This is a genomic window from Sphingomonas sp. PP-CC-1A-547, from assembly GCF_003610375.1.
Classification (GTDB): domain Bacteria; phylum Pseudomonadota; class Alphaproteobacteria; order Sphingomonadales; family Sphingomonadaceae; genus Sphingomonas.
In genome coordinates this window covers 479,925-495,572 of sequence record NZ_RAPZ01000012.1, presented here as the reverse complement: position 1 = coordinate 495,572, position 15,648 = coordinate 479,925, and the positions used below count along the sequence as shown (strand labels likewise).

The window sequence follows — 15,648 nt, the reverse complement described above, 5'->3', positions numbered from 1 at the left end:
GCGCGGAGGGCCAGAGCGACGAGTATGGACGATGATTTCGAAGTGCGCGGGTTGCATGAGCAGCTATCGGAGGAACGCGCGGCCGGCGGGGAAGCGTTCGACCAGCGGATCGCATTGTTCACCGCGATCCTGGCGACGCTGGCGGCGGTGACCAGCTTCCTCGGCGGGCATACGCAGAACGAGGCGCTTCTGCACAAGAACGAGGCGGTGCTGATCAAGGCGCAGGCGTCGGATGCGTGGGGCTATTACCAGGCGGAGGATTTGAAGCGGCACATCGCGCAGATGGAGGTCGATCTCGCGCCGCCGGGGTTCGGTGCGACTCAGATGGCGACGCACCGGGCGAATATCGCGCGGTACAAGGCGCGGGGGACGGCGTTGAAGCGGGAAGCGGAGACACTCGATCGGCGCTCGGCGGCGGCGGATGGCGAGTCGGACGAGGCGCTGCGGCCCCATACGAAGCTGGCGCTGGCGGTGACCGCGATCCAGGTGGCGATCGCGCTGGCGTCGATCACGGCGCTTACCGGGCGGCGGTGGTTGCTTTGGGTCGCGGGGGCGGCTGCGCTGGTGGGGGCGGTGTTGGCTGGGCTGGCCTGGTTCTGATCCCTCGATCCTCCCCCGCCAGGGGGAGGTGGCTGGCACTTGCCAGACGGAGGGGGAGGTAAGGAGAAACATCTGTTTCGTGTCCTCCCCCTCCGTCGCTTCGCGCCACCTCCCCCTGGCGGGGGAGGATCGACGGGTCAGATGTCCTGGACCAGACGGCCGTACAGATCCGGCCGACGGTCGCGGAAGAAGCCGAAGGCGGCGCGGTGGCGCTTGACGATGTCGAGGTCGATCGTCGCGGTGATCACGCCCTCGTCGTCGCGGCCGAGTTCGGCGAGGATGTCGCCGCGCTCGTCGGCGATGAAGCTGGTGCCGTAGAAGGTCTGGCCGTGCTCGACGCCGACGCGGTTGGCGGCGACGATAGGCACGACGTTGCTGACCGCGTGGCCGACCATGGCGCGACGCCAGAGCCGGGCGGTGTCGAGCGAGGTATCATGCGGCTCGCTGCCTATCGCGGTCGGGTAGAACAACACTTCGGCACCCATCAGCATCATCGCGCGGGCTGTCTCCGGATACCACTGGTCCCAGCAGACGCCGACGCCTAGCTTCCCGGCAGGGTGCGGCCAGACCTTGAAGCCGGTGTTGCCGGGGCGGAAGTAGAACTTTTCCTCATAGCCGGGGCCGTCGGGGATATGGCTCTTGCGGTAGACGCCCTGCACGTTGCCGTCGGGGCCGATCATGGCCAAGCTGTTATAGTGGTGCGGGCCGTCCGTCTCGAAGAAGCTGGTCGGGATGGTGACCTTGAGCGCTTCGGCGAGCGCCTGCATCGCGAGTACTGCCTTGTGCTCGCCTACCGGGGCGGCGTTGGCGAACAGGCCCTCGTCCTCGACGCGGCAAAAATACTCGCCTTCGAACAGCTCGGGGGGCAGGATCACCTGCGCGCCTTTCGCGGCGGCCTCGTGGACGAGGCGCGACACGTTGGCGATGTTGCGGTCGATGTTGGGCGTGAAGCCCAGCTGCAGCGCGGCGACGGTGATCTCGGTCATGGCGGCGCATATAAGAGAGCGGTTCGGGTTGTGCGAGCCTTTGGTGATCCGGTTCCCCCGCGGAGGCGGGGGTCCCGGGTTACGGGCGTTGTCCTGCGAGATCCTGGGCCCCCGCCTTCGCGGGGGAACAACAGGAGGGGCGATTGACATTCCCCTGCCCTGTCCGACATGCGGCGGGGATGATCGATCATCCTCTCCCCGCAAGCTGGCAGGCACTCGCTGCCGAGTTCGAGGCGCCGTACATGCGCGCGCTCGATGCGTTTCTGGAGGGCGAGCGAGCGGCGGGGGCTCGGGTGTTTCCGGAGGATGCGGACCGGTTTCGGGCGCTGGAGCTGACGCCGCTCGATCAGGTGCGGGTCGTGATACTTGGGCAGGATCCGTATCACGGCGAGGGGCAGGCGCATGGGCTGAGCTTCTCGGTGCGGGAGGGGGTGCGGACGCCGCCTAGCCTAGTGAATATCTACAAGGAGCTGGAGGCGGATCTCGGAATCCCGCGGGCCCGCCATGGCATGCTCGATCATTGGGCGGCGCAGGGCGTGCTGTTGCTCAACGCGGTGCTGAGCGTGCGGATGGGCGAGGCGGCGTCGCACCAGAAGCGCGGGTGGGAGCGGTTTACCGATGCGGTCATCGCGGCGGTGAACGCGCAGGACAAACCGGTCGTGTTCCTGCTGTGGGGGGCGTATGCGCAGAAGAAGGCGGCGTTCGTCGATGATGTGGCGAAGGGCGGGCGGCATCTGGTGATCCAGTCGGCGCATCCTTCGCCGCTGGCCGCGCGGACCGGGTTCTTCGGATCGCGGCCGTTCAGCAGGGCCAATGATTTTCTCGAAACCCATGGGCGTGCTCCGATCGACTGGGCGCTGCCGGAGACCGACCGATGAGCGACGAATACACTTACGACGAAGCGACCGGCGAGTGGGTTGCGGGCGGTGCTGCGACCGCGGTGGCGGCGGACGACGGCGTGGTCGTGGTGCGGGATTCGGTTGGCAACGTGCTGGCGGACGGCGACCAGGTGACGCTGATCAAGGACCTGACCGTGAAGGGCGCGGGGCAGACGTTGAAGCGCGGGACGTTGATCAAGTCGATCCGGCTGACCGGCGACGCGCAGGAAATCGACTGCCGGTACGAAGGGATCAAGGGGCTGGTGCTGCGCGCGGAGTTCGTTCGGAAGCGGTAGGTTGGGAGATGGGCGGCGCCAAAGGTCACGATAAAGTTACGCTCGGAAACGGCGCCGGCCGGGACCTTCATGGTCATCCTCACCCTCCTGGACGCGAACCCTCTCGGGATATTTGGGCGGGATCGTCGCCTTCGCGGCGGCGAGTTGCGCCTCGAACGTCTGGACGGACGGTGCGGAACCGGTTGACGCGGGACGGCGCTGGGCGATGGGTTCGGCGCGGATATCGGCGACTTCGAGCGCCATCACCAGCGCCTCGGGAGCCATCAGGCGGTGCGGTTCGGCGGGCATCGGCGGCGCGAGCGCGGCGAGCGTGGCCTCGACCGGCGGTACCGGGATGGGCGCCGGCGCAGGCGACTGGCCGGGGGTGCGATAACGATCAGGGTGGTGCGCCCGCAGGAGGAACATCAGCAGGCGATCGTTGTAACGGACGCGCTGGCCAACGCGGTTGCCGTCGCGGTCGAACACCGGCTCGGGCGATCCGTTGATCGCGCGGTCGAAGGCGAGATCGACCAGCCGCAGCGACGCGGTCTGCACCGCCGCATCCCACGCCGCTGCGAACGCCGCGCCATCGGCCGCGCGGCGCAGGCGGTAGCAAGAGGTCGCCGACATGTTCACCTCGCGCGCGGCCTGCGTGACCGAGCCGGTATCCACGAGCACGCCGATGAACGCCTGCTGCGTCGCGACCGTCCAGCCATCGTGCCGCACCTTCCGCCGGACCGGCACCCAGTCATACTCGGCGAGGTCGAAGTCCTCGACCGTCGGGAGGTGCTCCGCCTCGATGATGGTCATCGCGGTGGTCTGTGCGGTTGGCTCGGGAGTGGCCGGTTCGATAGCGGGGGCGATGTCGGGCATGACATCGCGGCGAGCGCGCGTGCGCGTGGGTTTGGTCATGGTCGGAGCGGATCAGGCGGGCGGCGTGTAGGACAGCGTTTGCCCGGGCTGTTGGACTTTTTGTGGAGAGGGTGTGGCGCGGGGGCATCCTTCACGACAGCCGCGCATGGTTGACATTGGACAAAATATTGTCCATATTTCATTCATGCAGACGGTGACCTATTCCGAAGCGCGCGAGAACCTGAAGTCCGTGATCGACAAGGTCGCGGCGGACCGGGCCCCCGTGATGATTACGCGGCAACGCGGCGAGAATGTCGTGCTGATCTCGGCGAGCGAATGGGCCGGGATGGAGGAGACGCTCTATCTGTTGCGCTCGCCCAAGAACGCCGAACGGTTGCTGGAAGCGGTCCGTGGGTTCGAGACTAACGATGCAGAAGCAGTTCCTTTTCCGTGAACGTAGCCTTCTGGCCTACGGCTTGGGAGGACTATCGTCACTGGCAGGATCATGACGCGAAACTGGTCGACAAGTTGCACGTGCTGATCGAGGAATGCCGACGCCATCCCTTCAAAGGTACGGGCAAACCCGAACCGCTCGGCGGCAATCTGTCGGGCTGGTGGTCGCGCAGGATCAGCCACGAGCACCGACTCGTGTACCGCGTGACGGGAAGCGGCGATGCGCAGACGTTGCAGGTCGCGCAGTGCAGGTATCATTATTGATGTGCTTGTCGCGTACCCCGCAAATGCATAGGATCGGACATGGCACAGAATAGTGTAGACCTTCCTGACGAGCTGATGGCTTGGGCCGAGCGGCAAGTCGCCGAAGGTCGCTATGATAGTCTTGACGCCTATGTCGCTGATCTTGTTACGCGCAACATGGATGATGCTAGGAAACTAGCGCCGTCGAATGCTGCGATCGAGGACGGCCTTGCATCGAAACCGGCTGACGACTCGATGGCGGACATGACTGCGCGCCGAGATCGCGACGACGATACGCTTGGTGCCCTGCGCCGGTCCTGGGCTCAGGGTATCGGCAGTGGCCCTCCCGTCGACGGCAATTTCAATGCCGCAGATATCGCACGCCGCAGTGGCCGGTCTGGTGAGGCGGTTCGCAAGCACGGATGAAGATCCGTCGCCTCCCGCAGGCGATACGCGATGTCGACGACATATGGCTGTATATCGCACGGCACGATCCCGATGCGGCAACGCGACTGGTCGAGCGACTTGCGTCGAGTATGGCTCGGCTGGCTGACTATCCCGAAAGTGGTCCGGCTCGGCCTGAGATCGGGGCTGGCGCAAGAAGCATTACGGTTGGCAACTACCTCGTGTTGTATCGGGTCGAGCGCGCCAGCGTGGATATCGTACGGGTCGTGCATGTGGCCCGAATAACGCTGGAATTACCAAAACGGTAACTCGCGCATTCGCTTGCAAAAGAGCTCCGCTTAGATTGCGACCTACTGAGACGGGTCACGATATAAATCATCTTGTGAGCGCTGGAAGGCCTCTTGGTACGGCTTGGTCAGATCCGACATTCTAGAATAAGCCTTAACCAGGATATCCGCCATTGGCATGATCCCCAACAGCGAAACCCGAACTTGATGCAAAGAAAAAACTGTCAGCGACACAATATCGGAAAGCATTCGCCCCACATGGGCGACCTCCAAGAGACCGAGATCCTCGCCTCGGGTTGCACGATCTTCTAGAAGATCGAACACCTTCGGGCTTGCGTGAGATAGATGACTGGCCATCCCATAATTATGAAACATCGCATCGATCCGTGATATTTTCTGATGGCCATCACCACCCCTATTCAATACATCAACGATCTTAGAAAACGACCATTTTTGCTCAACGCTCTTCCTGAATTGCCTGTTACCCGGCCCTTCAATTGAAAAGTTTTCCGGGCGCTGCAAGAACTCAAAAATACGGGCATCATCGATGCGCCCTTGGGAGCGGGCAAGCTTTTCCGGCGACTTTGCTTTTTCGGCGCCCTTGGCATCGTAAATGGCAAGCAGCACCTCCCAAAATTCTTTTAGTAATCCGCCACGAATTTCGGTTGAAGCGGTCGACAAAAAGAAGAACTTCACGACGGTTTCATAAAACGAACGGAGCACGATCTCCGAGTCCCACACCAGCCCGTTCACTAATAGACAGTATGCTCCTAGCGCTAGATCAAATTGATAGGCGGTGAACGCGTACAGTTTCAGAATATAGATCGCGATCCTCACCAACAGCATCAAACAGATCGCTTCTAAAAATCGATATAATGTCTCGGTGCTCCAAAAAACCTTGGAACAAGGGCTCGCATTCATCCAAGGCTTTTTGTGATATTCTCAAAATCTCACTCCGCCGGCAGATATATCTCGCTGCCCTTTTCGCGGAATTTTTCGCTCATGTCAGCCATGCCCTTTTCGGCGTCGGCATGGGAGCCCTTGGCGAAGATCGCTCGGTCGGTGTCGGTTTGATCGACGTCGGCCGCTAGGAACGTATCCGCCGGAGCGTTCTGCTTCGCCGCGAAGTCGCGCACTTCCTGCGTGATCTTCATCGAGCAGAACTTCGGGCCGCACATCGAGCAGAAGTGGGCGGTCTTGGCACCCTCAGCCGGTAGCGTCTGGTCGTGGTATTGTTCGGCGGTGTCGGGGTCGAGGGAGAGGTTGAACTGGTCTCTCCAGCGGAACTCGAAGCGCGCGCGGCTGAGGGCGTCGTCGCGCATCTGGGCGGCGGGGTGGCCTTTGGCGAGGTCGGCGGCGTGGGCGGCTAGTTTGTAGGTTACTACGCCGACCTTGACGTCGTCGCGGTCGGGGAGGCCTAGATGCTCCTTGGGCGTGACGTAGCAGAGCATCGCGGTGCCGTACCAGCCGATCATCGCGGCGCCGATGCCGCTGGTGATGTGGTCGTAGCCGGGGGCTATGTCCGTGGTGAGCGGCCCCAGCGTGTAGAAGGGTGCTTCGCCGCAGACTTCGAGTTGCTTGTCCATGTTCTCCTTGATCTTGTGCATCGGCACGTGGCCGGGGCCTTCGATCATGACCTGGACGTCGCTCTTCCACGCGCGGTGGGTGAGTTCGCCTAGCGTGTAGAGTTCGCTGAACTGCGCTTCGTCGTTGGCGTCGGCGATGCTGCCGGGGCGCAGGCCGTCGCCCAGGCTGTAGGCGATGTCGTACGCCTTCATGATCTCGGTGATCTCGTCGAAGCGCTCGTAGAGGAAGCTCTCCTTGTGGTGGCTGAGGCACCATTTCGCCATGATCGAGCCGCCGCGCGAGACGATGCCGGTGACGCGTTTCGCGGTCATCGGGATGTAGGCGAGGCGGACGCCGGCGTGGATCGTGAAGTAATCGACGCCCTGCTCGGCCTGCTCGATCAGCGTGTCGCGGAAGATCTCCCAGGTGAGGTCCTCGGCGACGCCGCCGACCTTTTCGAGCGCCTGGTAGATGGGGACGGTACCGATCGGGACCGGCGAGTTGCGGAGGATCCATTCGCGGGTGTCGTGGATGTTGCGGCCGGTGCTGAGGTCCATCACCGTGTCCGCGCCCCAGCGGATCGACCAGACGAGCTTGTCTACTTCGGCGGCGACGTTGCTGGCGACCGCGGAGTTGCCGATGTTGGCGTTGATCTTGACGAGGAAGTTGCGGCCGATCGCCATCGGTTCGGATTCGGGGTGGTTGATGTTGTTGGGGATGATCGCGCGGCCGCGGGCGATCTCGTCGCGGACGAACTCGGGCGTTACGAAGTCGGGGATGCTTGCGCCGAAGGATTCGCCGTCTCTCGCGTAGTCTTTCAGCATGGCGCGGCCGAGGTTTTCGCGGGTGGCGACGTATTCCATCTCCGGGGTGATTATCCCACGTCGCGCGTAGTGCATCTGGCTGACGTTGGCGCCGGCGCGCGCGCGGAGGGGGCGCTTGATGGTGGCGGGGAACTGGGGGACGCCGCCGGAACGGTCGGGGCCGAGTTGGCCGTTGTCTTCGGGGCGGAGTTCTCGGGCTTCGTAGGATTCCACGTCGCCTCGGGCTTCGATCCAGGCGCGGCGGAGTTGGGGGAGGCCGGCATTAATGTCGATTTTCGCGCGGGGGTCGGTGTAGGGGCCGCTGGTGTCGTAGACGCGTAACGGGGGCTCGCTGCAGGATGGGTCTAGGACGATCTCGCGCATCGCTACGCGGACGTCTGGGCTGGAGGGGACCGCGACGTGGATTTTGCGGGAGCCTCGGATCGGGCCGGTGGTTACGCCGATGTCTGCGGTCTTGGATTGCGTATCGATGGCCATGCGCTTGCTCCTACGGGTCTCGGAGCAAGGATTGCGGTTCTGTGGCGACCGCTCCCTCCCTCCGCCGGTATCAACCGGATCAGGTTCAGCGGGTCGAAGGCTCCTGCCTTCCTCTCAAGCGCGGATAAGCGCTCCCCCGGGGTGGGGTGAGCATAGGGGGCTGGGGGTGGGGTGCAATGGGGAATTGGGGGCTTGGGTGCTGGGTGTGCGAAGTTCAATGATCATCGCAACGCTCGATAAGGCTCCGCCCCGGCGGAGGCCGGGGCCCAATTGGGGGACGGCGATAACGACGCGATGTGCTTCGTTATATCCACCTTTCCAATTGGGCCCCGGCCTTCGCCGGGGTGGTGGCAATGTGGATGTTGGTTTTTTGACGGCGAGCGCACGCTTGCTGAACCGAGAAAAGGCCGCTGCCCTGGTTGGGGCAACGGCCTTTCATCTGACTCCGCGCGCCGTCAGTCGCAGCAAAGCTACGCCTTGTGGCGAGCTTTGCTGCGCTGGCCGGGCTTGGGCGAGTCTTGCGCCTGGTCGGCGCAAGCCGCCCTGCGCTTAAAACCGGAAGTTCACCGTGCCGCGCAGCGAGTGCCAGCGGAAGTTCTCGTCGCTGCGGCGGAAGGTGGTGCCGGCGGTGTTGGGGGCGAGGACGAACGGGTTGTTCGCGAGCAGGACCGGGCTGCCGGTGATCGCGCTGCCAGCCGTGACGAGGACGCGGGCGTCGTCGTCCTTGTACTGGTGGTAGGTGTATTCCATGCCGATCGAGATGTTCTTGGTCAGCTTCTGCTCGATGCCGCCGCCACCGACATAGCCCCACTTCTTGTCCGAACCGGTGGCTGCGAACGCGTTGGCAGTGTTGGTGGTGAAGAACAGGTTGTCGATCTTGGCATAGCCGGCGCCGCCAGTGGCGTAGAACAGCGTGTTGCGCGCGGCGAGACCGGCGCGGAGGCGGGCCGAGCCTTCCCACTTCAGCTTGCGCGCCATCGTGTAGCTGGCGGGCGTGGTCGAGAAGGCGGCGACGCTGTCGGTGATCTCGGACTTGCCGAATTCGCCGACGATGCCGACCACGAACGCACCGCGCTGCACGTCGAAGCCTGCGCGGCCGTAATACGACCAGCCGTCATCGTCGTTGCGGCAACCATAGGCTGGCACCGCGGTGCGGGCGGAGCCGTTGCAGAAGCCCGGCGAGAAGGCGTTGGCGCCGGTGATGGTGTTGACGCTGTCGCTGAAATTGCCGTCGTTGTTGCGATCGAACAGGATCGACGAGCCGACGTCATTGGGCTGGACGTCATAGCCGCCGGCCGCGCCGATGTAGACGCCCGAGAACGGATTGCTGTCGGTGGTCATGTCCTGCGCGGCGGCCGGAACGGCAAAAATGCCCGCGGCGGCGAGACCGGCGAGCATGGTGAGCTTCGTTAGGTTTTTCATGGTCGTTCCCCAAACAAGGGTCGCGGTGCTCCCATGCGCCGCGACCCCAGGTTTATGTTTCAGACGATCGTCGCGATCACGCGTTCGCGCCGCTGGTACGCAGCGAATCGAGACGGTTGTTCGTGCCGTTGGGGAAGAAGCCCCCGCCGATCTTTGCGGTGTTGGTCAGGTAGACGATGTTGTGCACCTGCGCGACCGAGCGGCTGTAGGCGAGGCCGTTGGCGTCGGTGGGCACGATGTTCGAGATCGTCGCATCGGTACCGGTGATGCCCTGATCGATATCGCTCGAGCCGTCGAGGCTGTCGCGCGCGTCGCTGATCTGGTTCGCGGCAGTGATGAGCGACGGGATCGGGTTCGGAGTCTGCAGACCCTTGCGATACAGGATCGTGCGGATCAGGCCTGCGTGATACGCCTCTGCCGCGAGGATGCCGGCGGCCGCCTCGAGATAGGTCTTGTTGGCGATCAGCGGTGCTGCGCCCTTGTAGGCCGACACACCGACGTCTTCGAAGATATACGCGCCGAGCAGGAAGCTGTTGTCGTCGGCATAGGGGTTGAACACACCCGTCGCACCGATGACGCCAGCCGCACGTGCGGCCGCGGTGAACGCACCCGGAGCGGCTGCCGTGCCGACCGAGATGTCGATCGCAGGCTGGGCGACGGCGGCGCTGCCGAGCGCCGAGCGCAGGAAGGCGACGTGTGCGACTTCGTCGATCGCGATTTCGCGCGCGTATTCACGGACGACGGTGTCCTGGAACGGCACCTGTGCACCGCCGGTGACGGCACCCTGCGTACCGATGCCGGTCAGCATGTTGGCGTTGAGGCCGACACCGAATGCCGCGAACGCGTAGAACTGCGCTTCGAGATATTCGAGGTTCAGTGCGACGTTGAGCACGTCGGCGTCGTTGAGTGCCGCAACCGGCGCCGGTCCCGGAGTCGGGGTCGGTGCGAGATCGGAATCGTCGCTGCCGCATGCCGAGAGCAGCGTAGCGCCGCCGATGGCGAGTGCGGAACCGCCGGCGAAGCGCAGGAAGTTACGACGTTCGTTGCGACGGCTGGCGATCGCGTCGAATATTTCCAGCTTGGTATTGAGATCGGTCATTGGGTTAATCCCCTGAATATCGAAGAAGAGCGGGTGATCGGACGACCGATCAGCTTGCCGCGATGCTCGTCTTGATGTTGCCGTTCATGCCGTTCGGGTAGAACCCGCCTGCCGACGCCGCACCCTTGTTGAGGTACACAATGTTGAGCACCTGGCTGGCCGAGCGGCTGAAGGCGACGCCGTTCGCATCGAGCGGAACGATGTTCGACGCGGTGACCGCGGCCTGCGTCGTGCTCAGGTTGATCGGCGTCTGCGAGATGGGCGAGATGCCCTGATCGAGATCGGTCGTACCGTCGAGGCTGTCGCGGGCGTTCGAGATCGCGTCCGCCGACTGGCGCAGCGACGGGGTCGCGATGCCCTTGCCGTACAGCGTCGTGCGGACGATCGCGGCGTGATACGCCTCGACCGCGAGCAGGCCGGCAGCGGCTTCGAGATAGGCCTTGCTGGTGAGCAGCGGGGCAGCGCCCTTGTATGCGGTCACGCCGACGTCTTCGAAGATGAACGCACCGAGCAGGAACGCTTCGTCCGAAGCGTACGGATCGAACGCGGTGCCGGCGGGGACGAGGCCGGCAGCCTGTGCCGCGAGCGAGAACGCGCTGGTCGGCGAGACGCTGACGTCGATCACCGGCTGTGCGACGGCGGCGGAGCCGAGTGCGGTGCGGAGGAACTTGACGTGGGCGATCTCGTCCTGCGCGATCTCACGCGCGTACTGGCGCACGATCGGATCGCTGAAGTTGACCTGACGACCGCCACGAACCGCACCCTGCGTGCTGGTACCGCTAAGCAGGCTGTTGTCGAGGCCGGTGCCGTAGGCGGCGTAGGAATAGAACTGCGCCTCGAGATATTCGAGGTTGAGTGCGAAGTTCAGGACGTCCGCATCGGTGATGGTCTGTGCCGACGCCGACGTGGAGAAGGACAGCGCGGTCGCACCGGCTGCGGTCATCGCAGCGGCGCCCAGCGCGGTCTTGAAGAATTCACGTCGCTCGCTGCGGCGTTCCACTCGCGCATCGAGGGCTTCGATCAGGTGCACGCTCTCGGTCATATCAGGGTCCTCCCCTTGCTGTTGCGGACGTCGAAATGCTCTGCGGCAGTCGCGCAACGGGGCATGCCCCGATCAGGCCGATTGCTCGAATCCCGCTCGTAACGCGCTCAATTACGGACATAAAAAAAGCCGTCCGTGGCGAGGAACGTACGCGGATGAAGAATGGATGCACGCTTCAAGGGGGTGCGATGAAATAAATTTCACGACCCGGCAGAGAGGCTTACCTGCTTGCGATGATTGGGGTTTTGGTGGCGGCTGGATGCCGGCTTCACCTTTCCCTGGTCCTCCGGAAAACGCCCGGCAGGCCCCTTCTCTCTCCCTACGGTAAAGGGAGCAGAGGTAACGCGTTCGGCGGATCGGGCCGAGCCGGATCCGCCGAAATCGATAGCTTAGAACGTGTAGGTCAGGCCGAGGGCGTAGAGCCACTGGTCCGCATCGCCGACGTCGGCGACGATCGGCGTGTTCTTATACTTGCCGAGCATGCGACCGTAGAGGACGCCCGCGCCGACGCCGAAGCCGTGGCGCAGATCGCCCGAGAGGCTCTGCACGACGAACAGCGAGGCGTTCGCGCGACGGAAGCCACTGTCGTTGATGTCGTAGGTACGCAGGCCGCTGTTCAGCGAGCCGATCGGCGTCACGGCCGCGTAGGTGCGGCCGAAGCCCTTGCCGGCATAATCCGCCGACACGCCGAGCGAGACGAGCGTACGAACCGACAGCGGCGTGGTGTAGTTCACCTGCGGGGTGATGACGTAGCTGTCATAGGTGCCCGAGACGTCGTGGACATACGCGACGCGCGCGGTGATCGTGTCGTAGTCGCTGGTGATGACGCCGGTCTTGCCGATGCCGACATAGCCGCCCAGCTCATACGCGGTATCGATCTTGCCTAGTGCGCGGACCTGGCGGTTGTCGATGTCGCCGGTGCGATCGCGGCGGATGCCGCCGATGACGCCGACTTCGTAGTTGATGCCGACTTCGCCCGTGTTCGGGATCAGGTTGAAATAGAGCTGCGTGCCGCGGAGGAAGAAGTCATGCCCGCGCACCGTGCCGACGATGGCGCCGGCGGGGGTGAAGGAATTGCTGTCCGCACCCTCGTAATCGGGCATCGACACCGCACCGACCGCTATGGTGATACGGTTGTTGTCGCGAGGGTCGGTGATCGTTGGCGACGGGTTCGGATCGGTCTGGGCGAGCGCCGGGGTGGCGGTTGCCAGCACCGCGATTGCGGCAGACATGAGAAGGGTGAATGCGCGCAAGGAAATGCTCCGGAGAAAAAGGTTCCACGTCGCAACGCGGTAAAACCGTTTTCGGTCCGCTGCGATCGGTCAGAAGATGTAACGCATTTTTACCTGTTGCATTTCGGCATCACCGGCAAGCATGAACCGGGCGGCATCGAAACGCGGCGGGCCGAAGCGGACGGCGGCATTGCGCGAGAACCCATAGCCCTCGCGCGGGATGCCCGCGATCGTATCGAGCTTCGCATTGCTGTTCTCGTCATGGATGATCGCGAGCGCATAGCCTCGCTGCGGCAGGCCCGAAAAGCTGGTGGCGTGGATGCTGGCGGGCAGCGTCCGCGTCAGTGCCTTGGCATCGTCGACGCAAGCCGGAAAATTATCGGGGTCCGCGGTGAGGCAGATCCGGATCATCCCCTTCGACGAGCGGAGATTGTCGACCTGGACGTCGAGCCGCGTGACGGGCGCCGCCGCCGACAGCATCGCCCACGTCGTTGCTGCCGCCACGACGAACAGCCGCTTTCGCATGCGCGCCGGCAAGATCGCCGCGTTGCTTGTCGGTGCCGCAGAGCCGATCCCAAAAGCGGAAATAGAGGCCATAGTTGCACCCGTGTCGTTCGTGATGTCGCCGATGATGGCTCGCCGTGATCAGCCAGCCGCCCCATGCGCCCCGCCACATGAACCGGGGGAAAACCTCCCCACCTCATGCGATGGTTACCCCATAACCGTCGTGATCGTCAGTACCAGACCCGGCGCGCCGATGTTGATCGGAATCAACCGCACCCGTAGCGGAATTACCACAGCGCCGGTGATCGGCTCGATCGGGTCGCCTCGACCAGGGGCCAGAGGGGCCGCGAGACGTCGCCAATGGTCTTGCCCCGGTTCGCCGGCGCGCATTGTGTGCCGTGAAGGCGGTGAGCGTCCCCAGCCTCTTTCGCCAGCACGACACGCCTGCTACTCAGACAAATAATGAGAGCACGAGAGGGTGTCGTTATGGTCGAACTGTGCCGCGGGGGCCAATCCCGCCGGAAATTCCTGACGGGTGTCGCGACCGGGGCGCTGACCGTGGGTTCCCTGTCGATCGGTCCTCAGGCGTTTGCGTTCGTGCCGGAGAGTGCGGTGCCGGCGACGGTGCCGACCGCAAAGTTGCAGGCGTTCGATTTGGCCGACGTCACGCTTGGCGAGGGGCCGTTCCTGCATGCGCAGCGCAAGACCGAGGCGTATCTGCTCGCGCTGCAACCCGACCGGATGCTCCACAATTTCCGGGTCAATGCCGGGCTGGCACCGAAGGCACCGGTCTATGGCGGCTGGGAATCGGATCCGCTGTGGGCGGACATCAACTGCCACGGGCATACGCTGGGACATTATCTGTCCGCGTGTGCGCTGGCCTATCGATCGACCGGCGACCGGCGGTTCAAGGCGCGGATCGATCACATCGCGCGCGAACTGGCAGCGTGCCAGGCGGCGTCGGGGACCGGGCTTGTCTGCGCGTTCCCGGACGGGCCGGCGCTGGTGGCGGCGCATCTGCGCGGCGATCCGATCACCGGCGTACCCTGGTACACGCTGCACAAGGTGTATGCAGGCCTGCGCGATGCGACATTGCTGGCGGACAGCGACACGGCGCGCGCGGTGCTGCTGCGGCTGGCCGACTGGGCGGTGGTCGCGAGCCGGCCGCTGAGCGATGCGCAGTTCGAGACCATGCTGGATACCGAGCATGGCGGCATGAACGAGGTGTTCGCCGATCTCTACACGATGACCGGGACCGCCGAGTATCGGACGATGGCGGAGCGGTTCTCGCACAAGGCGATCCTCGCGCCGCTGGCCAAGAGCCGCGACCATCTCGACGGGCTGCATGCCAATACGCAGGTGCCGAAGATCATCGGCTTCCAGCGGGTGTGGGAGGTGACGGGGAAGCCCGAGTACCGCGATGCGTCCGAATTCTTCTGGAAGACGGTGGCGCTGACGCGGTCGTTCGCGACCGGCGGGCACGGCGACAACGAGCATTTCTTTCCGGTCGCCGATTTCGCCGAGCATGTCCTGTCGGCGAAGGGATCGGAGACGTGTTGCCAGCACAACATGCTGAAGCTGACGCGGGCGCTGTTCCTGCACGATCCGCAGGCGGGCTATGCCGATTATTACGAGCGGACGCTGTATAACGGGATTCTCGCGTCGCAGGACCCGGACAGCGGCATGGCGACGTACTTCCAGGGTGCGCGGCCGGGCTACATGAAGCTGTATCACACGCCCGAGAACTCGTTCTGGTGCTGCACCGGCACGGGGATGGAAAACCACGTCAAATACCGCGACTCGATCTATTTCCATGATGACCGCGCGCTGTACGTGAATTTGTTCGTGCCCTCCGCGGTGCGGTGGAAGGACAAGGACGCGGTGCTGACGCAGGTGACGGCGTTCCCCGACACCGCGGCGGCGACGCTGCGCTGGACGTTGAAGCGTCCGGCCGAGCTGACGCTGAAGCTGCGCCATCCGGGGTGGAGCCGGACCGCGGTGGTGCTGGTGAACGGGGTCGAGGCGGTGCGGTCGACCAGTCCTGGGCGGTATCTGGAATTGGCGCGGGGGTGGCGCGACGGCGATACGGTGGAGATGCGGCTGGATATGCGCGCCGGAGTCGAGCGATCGCCGGCGGCGCCGGATATCGTCGCGTTCACCTATGGGCCGCTGGTGATGGCGGGGAGCTTCGGGCGCGAGGGGCTGGCGCCGGGATCGGACATCATCGTCAACGAGCGCAAATATGGCGAATATAATGCCGCGCCGTTCACGCCGCCGACGCTGGCGGGCGATCCCGATACGATTGCGGAGAAGATGCGCGCGGGGGACCAGCCGCTGGAGTTCACGATCCTCGCGGCGGACCGGCAGCCGGTGCGGATGGTGCCGTATTTCCGCGTCGCACATGAACGGTATGCGACCTACTGGCCGATCGCGCCGGGATTGGCGTAGGTCGGGCGGTGTATTTCCGCACGTCCGATGCGCTTGCATTAGCCTCTATGCAGTG

At 64.2% G+C, this 15,648-nt stretch carries 17 protein-coding genes, 1 pseudogene and 1 riboswitch; of the genes and pseudogenes, 8 read left to right on the top strand and 10 right to left on the bottom strand.

Annotation, left to right across the window (positions count from 1 at the left end; all coding sequences use genetic code 11):
* Window positions 1-24 precede the first annotated feature (24 nt).
* Window positions 25-600 carry a DUF4337 domain-containing protein gene (locus C8J39_RS13320; RefSeq protein WP_120300872.1) on the top strand — a complete coding sequence of 192 codons (576 nt, stop codon included), beginning with the start codon at window positions 25-27 and terminating at the stop codon, window positions 598-600.
* 137 nt (window positions 601-737) lie between these two features.
* Here the strand turns inward: C8J39_RS13320 and aguB are convergent, their stop codons facing one another.
* Window positions 738-1,586: an N-carbamoylputrescine amidase gene (gene aguB, locus C8J39_RS13315; RefSeq protein ID WP_120300871.1), complete on the bottom strand. Its 849-nt coding sequence runs from the start codon at window positions 1,584-1,586 to the stop codon at window positions 738-740.
* 179 nt (window positions 1,587-1,765) lie between these two features.
* Here aguB and ung point away from each other — a divergent pair, with 179 nt between their 5' ends.
* Together ung and C8J39_RS13305 are read left to right on the top strand one after the other, a co-directional pair.
* Window positions 1,766-2,464 (top strand): uracil-DNA glycosylase, encoded by a 699-nt coding sequence (gene ung, locus C8J39_RS13310; RefSeq protein WP_120300870.1) that lies wholly within the window; start codon window positions 1,766-1,768, stop codon window positions 2,462-2,464.
* Window positions 2,461-2,760, top strand: a complete 300-nt coding sequence (locus C8J39_RS13305) for an alkylphosphonate utilization protein (RefSeq protein WP_120300869.1) — start codon at window positions 2,461-2,463, stop codon at window positions 2,758-2,760. Before ung ends, C8J39_RS13305 begins: the two co-directional genes overlap by 4 nt.
* A gap of 36 nt (window positions 2,761-2,796) precedes the next feature.
* On the opposite strand, the gene C8J39_RS13300 is transcribed toward C8J39_RS13305, so the two are convergent.
* Window positions 2,797-3,651, bottom strand: coding sequence for a hypothetical protein (locus C8J39_RS13300; RefSeq protein ID WP_120300868.1), 855 nt, complete (start codon window positions 3,649-3,651; stop codon window positions 2,797-2,799).
* Between the two features lie 145 nt (window positions 3,652-3,796).
* Here C8J39_RS13300 and C8J39_RS13295 point away from each other — a divergent pair, with 145 nt between their 5' ends.
* From C8J39_RS13295 to C8J39_RS19320, 4 genes are read left to right on the top strand one after another with little or no spacing between them, the layout of a single operon-like run.
* Window positions 3,797-4,045, top strand: a complete 249-nt coding sequence (locus tag C8J39_RS13295) for a type II toxin-antitoxin system Phd/YefM family antitoxin (RefSeq protein WP_107954158.1) — start codon at window positions 3,797-3,799, stop codon at window positions 4,043-4,045.
* Window positions 4,042-4,308, top strand: coding sequence for a Txe/YoeB family addiction module toxin (locus C8J39_RS13290; RefSeq protein ID WP_107954159.1), 267 nt, complete (start codon window positions 4,042-4,044; stop codon window positions 4,306-4,308). Before C8J39_RS13295 ends, C8J39_RS13290 begins: the two co-directional genes overlap by 4 nt.
* Before the next feature lie 39 nt (window positions 4,309-4,347).
* The gene (locus C8J39_RS13285) at window positions 4,348-4,713 is read left to right on the top strand and encodes a hypothetical protein (RefSeq protein ID WP_120300867.1); all 366 of its coding nucleotides are present in this window, start codon (window positions 4,348-4,350) and stop codon (window positions 4,711-4,713) included.
* The gene (locus C8J39_RS19320; protein ID WP_120300866.1) at window positions 4,710-5,000 is read left to right on the top strand and encodes a type II toxin-antitoxin system RelE/ParE family toxin; all 291 of its coding nucleotides are present in this window, start codon (window positions 4,710-4,712) and stop codon (window positions 4,998-5,000) included. The genes C8J39_RS13285 and C8J39_RS19320 overlap by 4 nt, the downstream gene beginning before the upstream one ends.
* Window positions 5,001-5,042: 42 nt before the next feature.
* On the opposite strand, the gene C8J39_RS13275 is transcribed toward C8J39_RS19320, so the two are convergent.
* The 8 genes and pseudogenes from C8J39_RS13275 to C8J39_RS13240 form a co-directional block, all read right to left on the bottom strand.
* On the bottom strand, window positions 5,043-5,816 hold the full coding sequence (locus C8J39_RS13275; protein ID WP_132833436.1) for a DUF5677 domain-containing protein: 774 nt from the start codon (window positions 5,814-5,816) through the stop codon (window positions 5,043-5,045).
* Between the two features lie 113 nt (window positions 5,817-5,929).
* Window positions 5,930-7,846, bottom strand: a complete 1,917-nt coding sequence (gene thiC / locus C8J39_RS13270; protein ID WP_120300864.1) for a phosphomethylpyrimidine synthase ThiC — start codon at window positions 7,844-7,846, stop codon at window positions 5,930-5,932.
* Window positions 7,847-7,885: 39 nt separating this feature from the next.
* A riboswitch (TPP riboswitch) is annotated at window positions 7,886-7,995 on the bottom strand.
* A gap of 400 nt (window positions 7,996-8,395) precedes the next feature.
* Entirely contained in the window at window positions 8,396-9,268 is an 873-nt protein-coding gene (locus C8J39_RS13265; RefSeq protein WP_243649965.1) for an outer membrane protein, read from the bottom strand.
* 76 nt (window positions 9,269-9,344) lie between these two features.
* Complete coding sequence (locus tag C8J39_RS13260) at window positions 9,345-10,367, bottom strand: ferritin-like domain-containing protein (protein ID WP_120300863.1); 1,023 nt, start codon at window positions 10,365-10,367, stop codon at window positions 9,345-9,347.
* Window positions 10,368-10,416: 49 nt separating this feature from the next.
* Window positions 10,417-11,409, bottom strand: coding sequence for a ferritin-like domain-containing protein (locus tag C8J39_RS13255; protein WP_120300862.1), 993 nt, complete (start codon window positions 11,407-11,409; stop codon window positions 10,417-10,419).
* 389 nt (window positions 11,410-11,798) lie between these two features.
* Window positions 11,799-12,641, bottom strand: coding sequence for a MipA/OmpV family protein (locus C8J39_RS13250; protein ID WP_107954165.1), 843 nt, complete (start codon window positions 12,639-12,641; stop codon window positions 11,799-11,801).
* A 90-nt stretch (window positions 12,642-12,731) separates the two neighbouring features.
* Window positions 12,732-13,121, bottom strand: a complete 390-nt coding sequence (locus tag C8J39_RS13245) for a DUF2141 domain-containing protein (protein WP_120300966.1) — start codon at window positions 13,119-13,121, stop codon at window positions 12,732-12,734.
* Window positions 13,018-13,463, bottom strand: a pseudogene (locus C8J39_RS13240) (sterol desaturase family protein); the annotation flags it as partial. The gene C8J39_RS13245 and the pseudogene C8J39_RS13240, both read right to left, overlap by 104 nt.
* 168 nt (window positions 13,464-13,631) lie before the next feature.
* Here C8J39_RS13240 and C8J39_RS13235 point away from each other — a divergent pair.
* Window positions 13,632-15,593 carry a glycoside hydrolase family 127 protein gene (locus C8J39_RS13235; RefSeq protein WP_120300861.1) on the top strand — a complete coding sequence of 654 codons (1,962 nt, stop codon included), beginning with the start codon at window positions 13,632-13,634 and terminating at the stop codon, window positions 15,591-15,593.
* Window positions 15,594-15,648 lie beyond the last annotated feature (55 nt).

Bases quoted from the DNA above. Each gene is read 5' to 3' on its own strand.
- C8J39_RS13235 (WP_120300861.1), top strand. From the start codon at position 13,632: ATGGTCGAACTGTGCCGCGGGGGCCAATCCCGCCGGAAATTCCTGACG.
- C8J39_RS13250 (WP_107954165.1), bottom strand. From the start codon at position 12,641: ATGTCTGCCGCAATCGCGGTGCTGGCAACCGCCACCCCGGCGCTCGCC.
- C8J39_RS13285 (WP_120300867.1), top strand. From the start codon at position 4,348: ATGGCACAGAATAGTGTAGACCTTCCTGACGAGCTGATGGCTTGGGCC.
- C8J39_RS13260 (WP_120300863.1), bottom strand. From the start codon at position 10,367: ATGACCGATCTCAATACCAAGCTGGAAATATTCGACGCGATCGCCAGC.
- aguB (WP_120300871.1), bottom strand. From the start codon at position 1,586: ATGACCGAGATCACCGTCGCCGCGCTGCAGCTGGGCTTCACGCCCAAC.
- C8J39_RS13265 (WP_243649965.1), bottom strand. From the start codon at position 9,268: ATGAAAAACCTAACGAAGCTCACCATGCTCGCCGGTCTCGCCGCCGCG.
- C8J39_RS13245 (WP_120300966.1), bottom strand. From the start codon at position 13,121: ATGCTGTCGGCGGCGGCGCCCGTCACGCGGCTCGACGTCCAGGTCGAC.
- C8J39_RS13320 (WP_120300872.1), top strand. From the start codon at position 25: ATGGACGATGATTTCGAAGTGCGCGGGTTGCATGAGCAGCTATCGGAG.
- C8J39_RS13295 (WP_107954158.1), top strand. From the start codon at position 3,797: ATGCAGACGGTGACCTATTCCGAAGCGCGCGAGAACCTGAAGTCCGTG.
- ung (WP_120300870.1), top strand. From the start codon at position 1,766: ATGATCGATCATCCTCTCCCCGCAAGCTGGCAGGCACTCGCTGCCGAG.
- thiC (WP_120300864.1), bottom strand. From the start codon at position 7,846: ATGGCCATCGATACGCAATCCAAGACCGCAGACATCGGCGTAACCACC.
- C8J39_RS19320 (WP_120300866.1), top strand. From the start codon at position 4,710: ATGAAGATCCGTCGCCTCCCGCAGGCGATACGCGATGTCGACGACATA.
- C8J39_RS13255 (WP_120300862.1), bottom strand. From the start codon at position 11,409: ATGACCGAGAGCGTGCACCTGATCGAAGCCCTCGATGCGCGAGTGGAA.
- C8J39_RS13305 (WP_120300869.1), top strand. From the start codon at position 2,461: ATGAGCGACGAATACACTTACGACGAAGCGACCGGCGAGTGGGTTGCG.
- C8J39_RS13300 (WP_120300868.1), bottom strand. From the start codon at position 3,651: ATGACCAAACCCACGCGCACGCGCGCTCGCCGCGATGTCATGCCCGAC.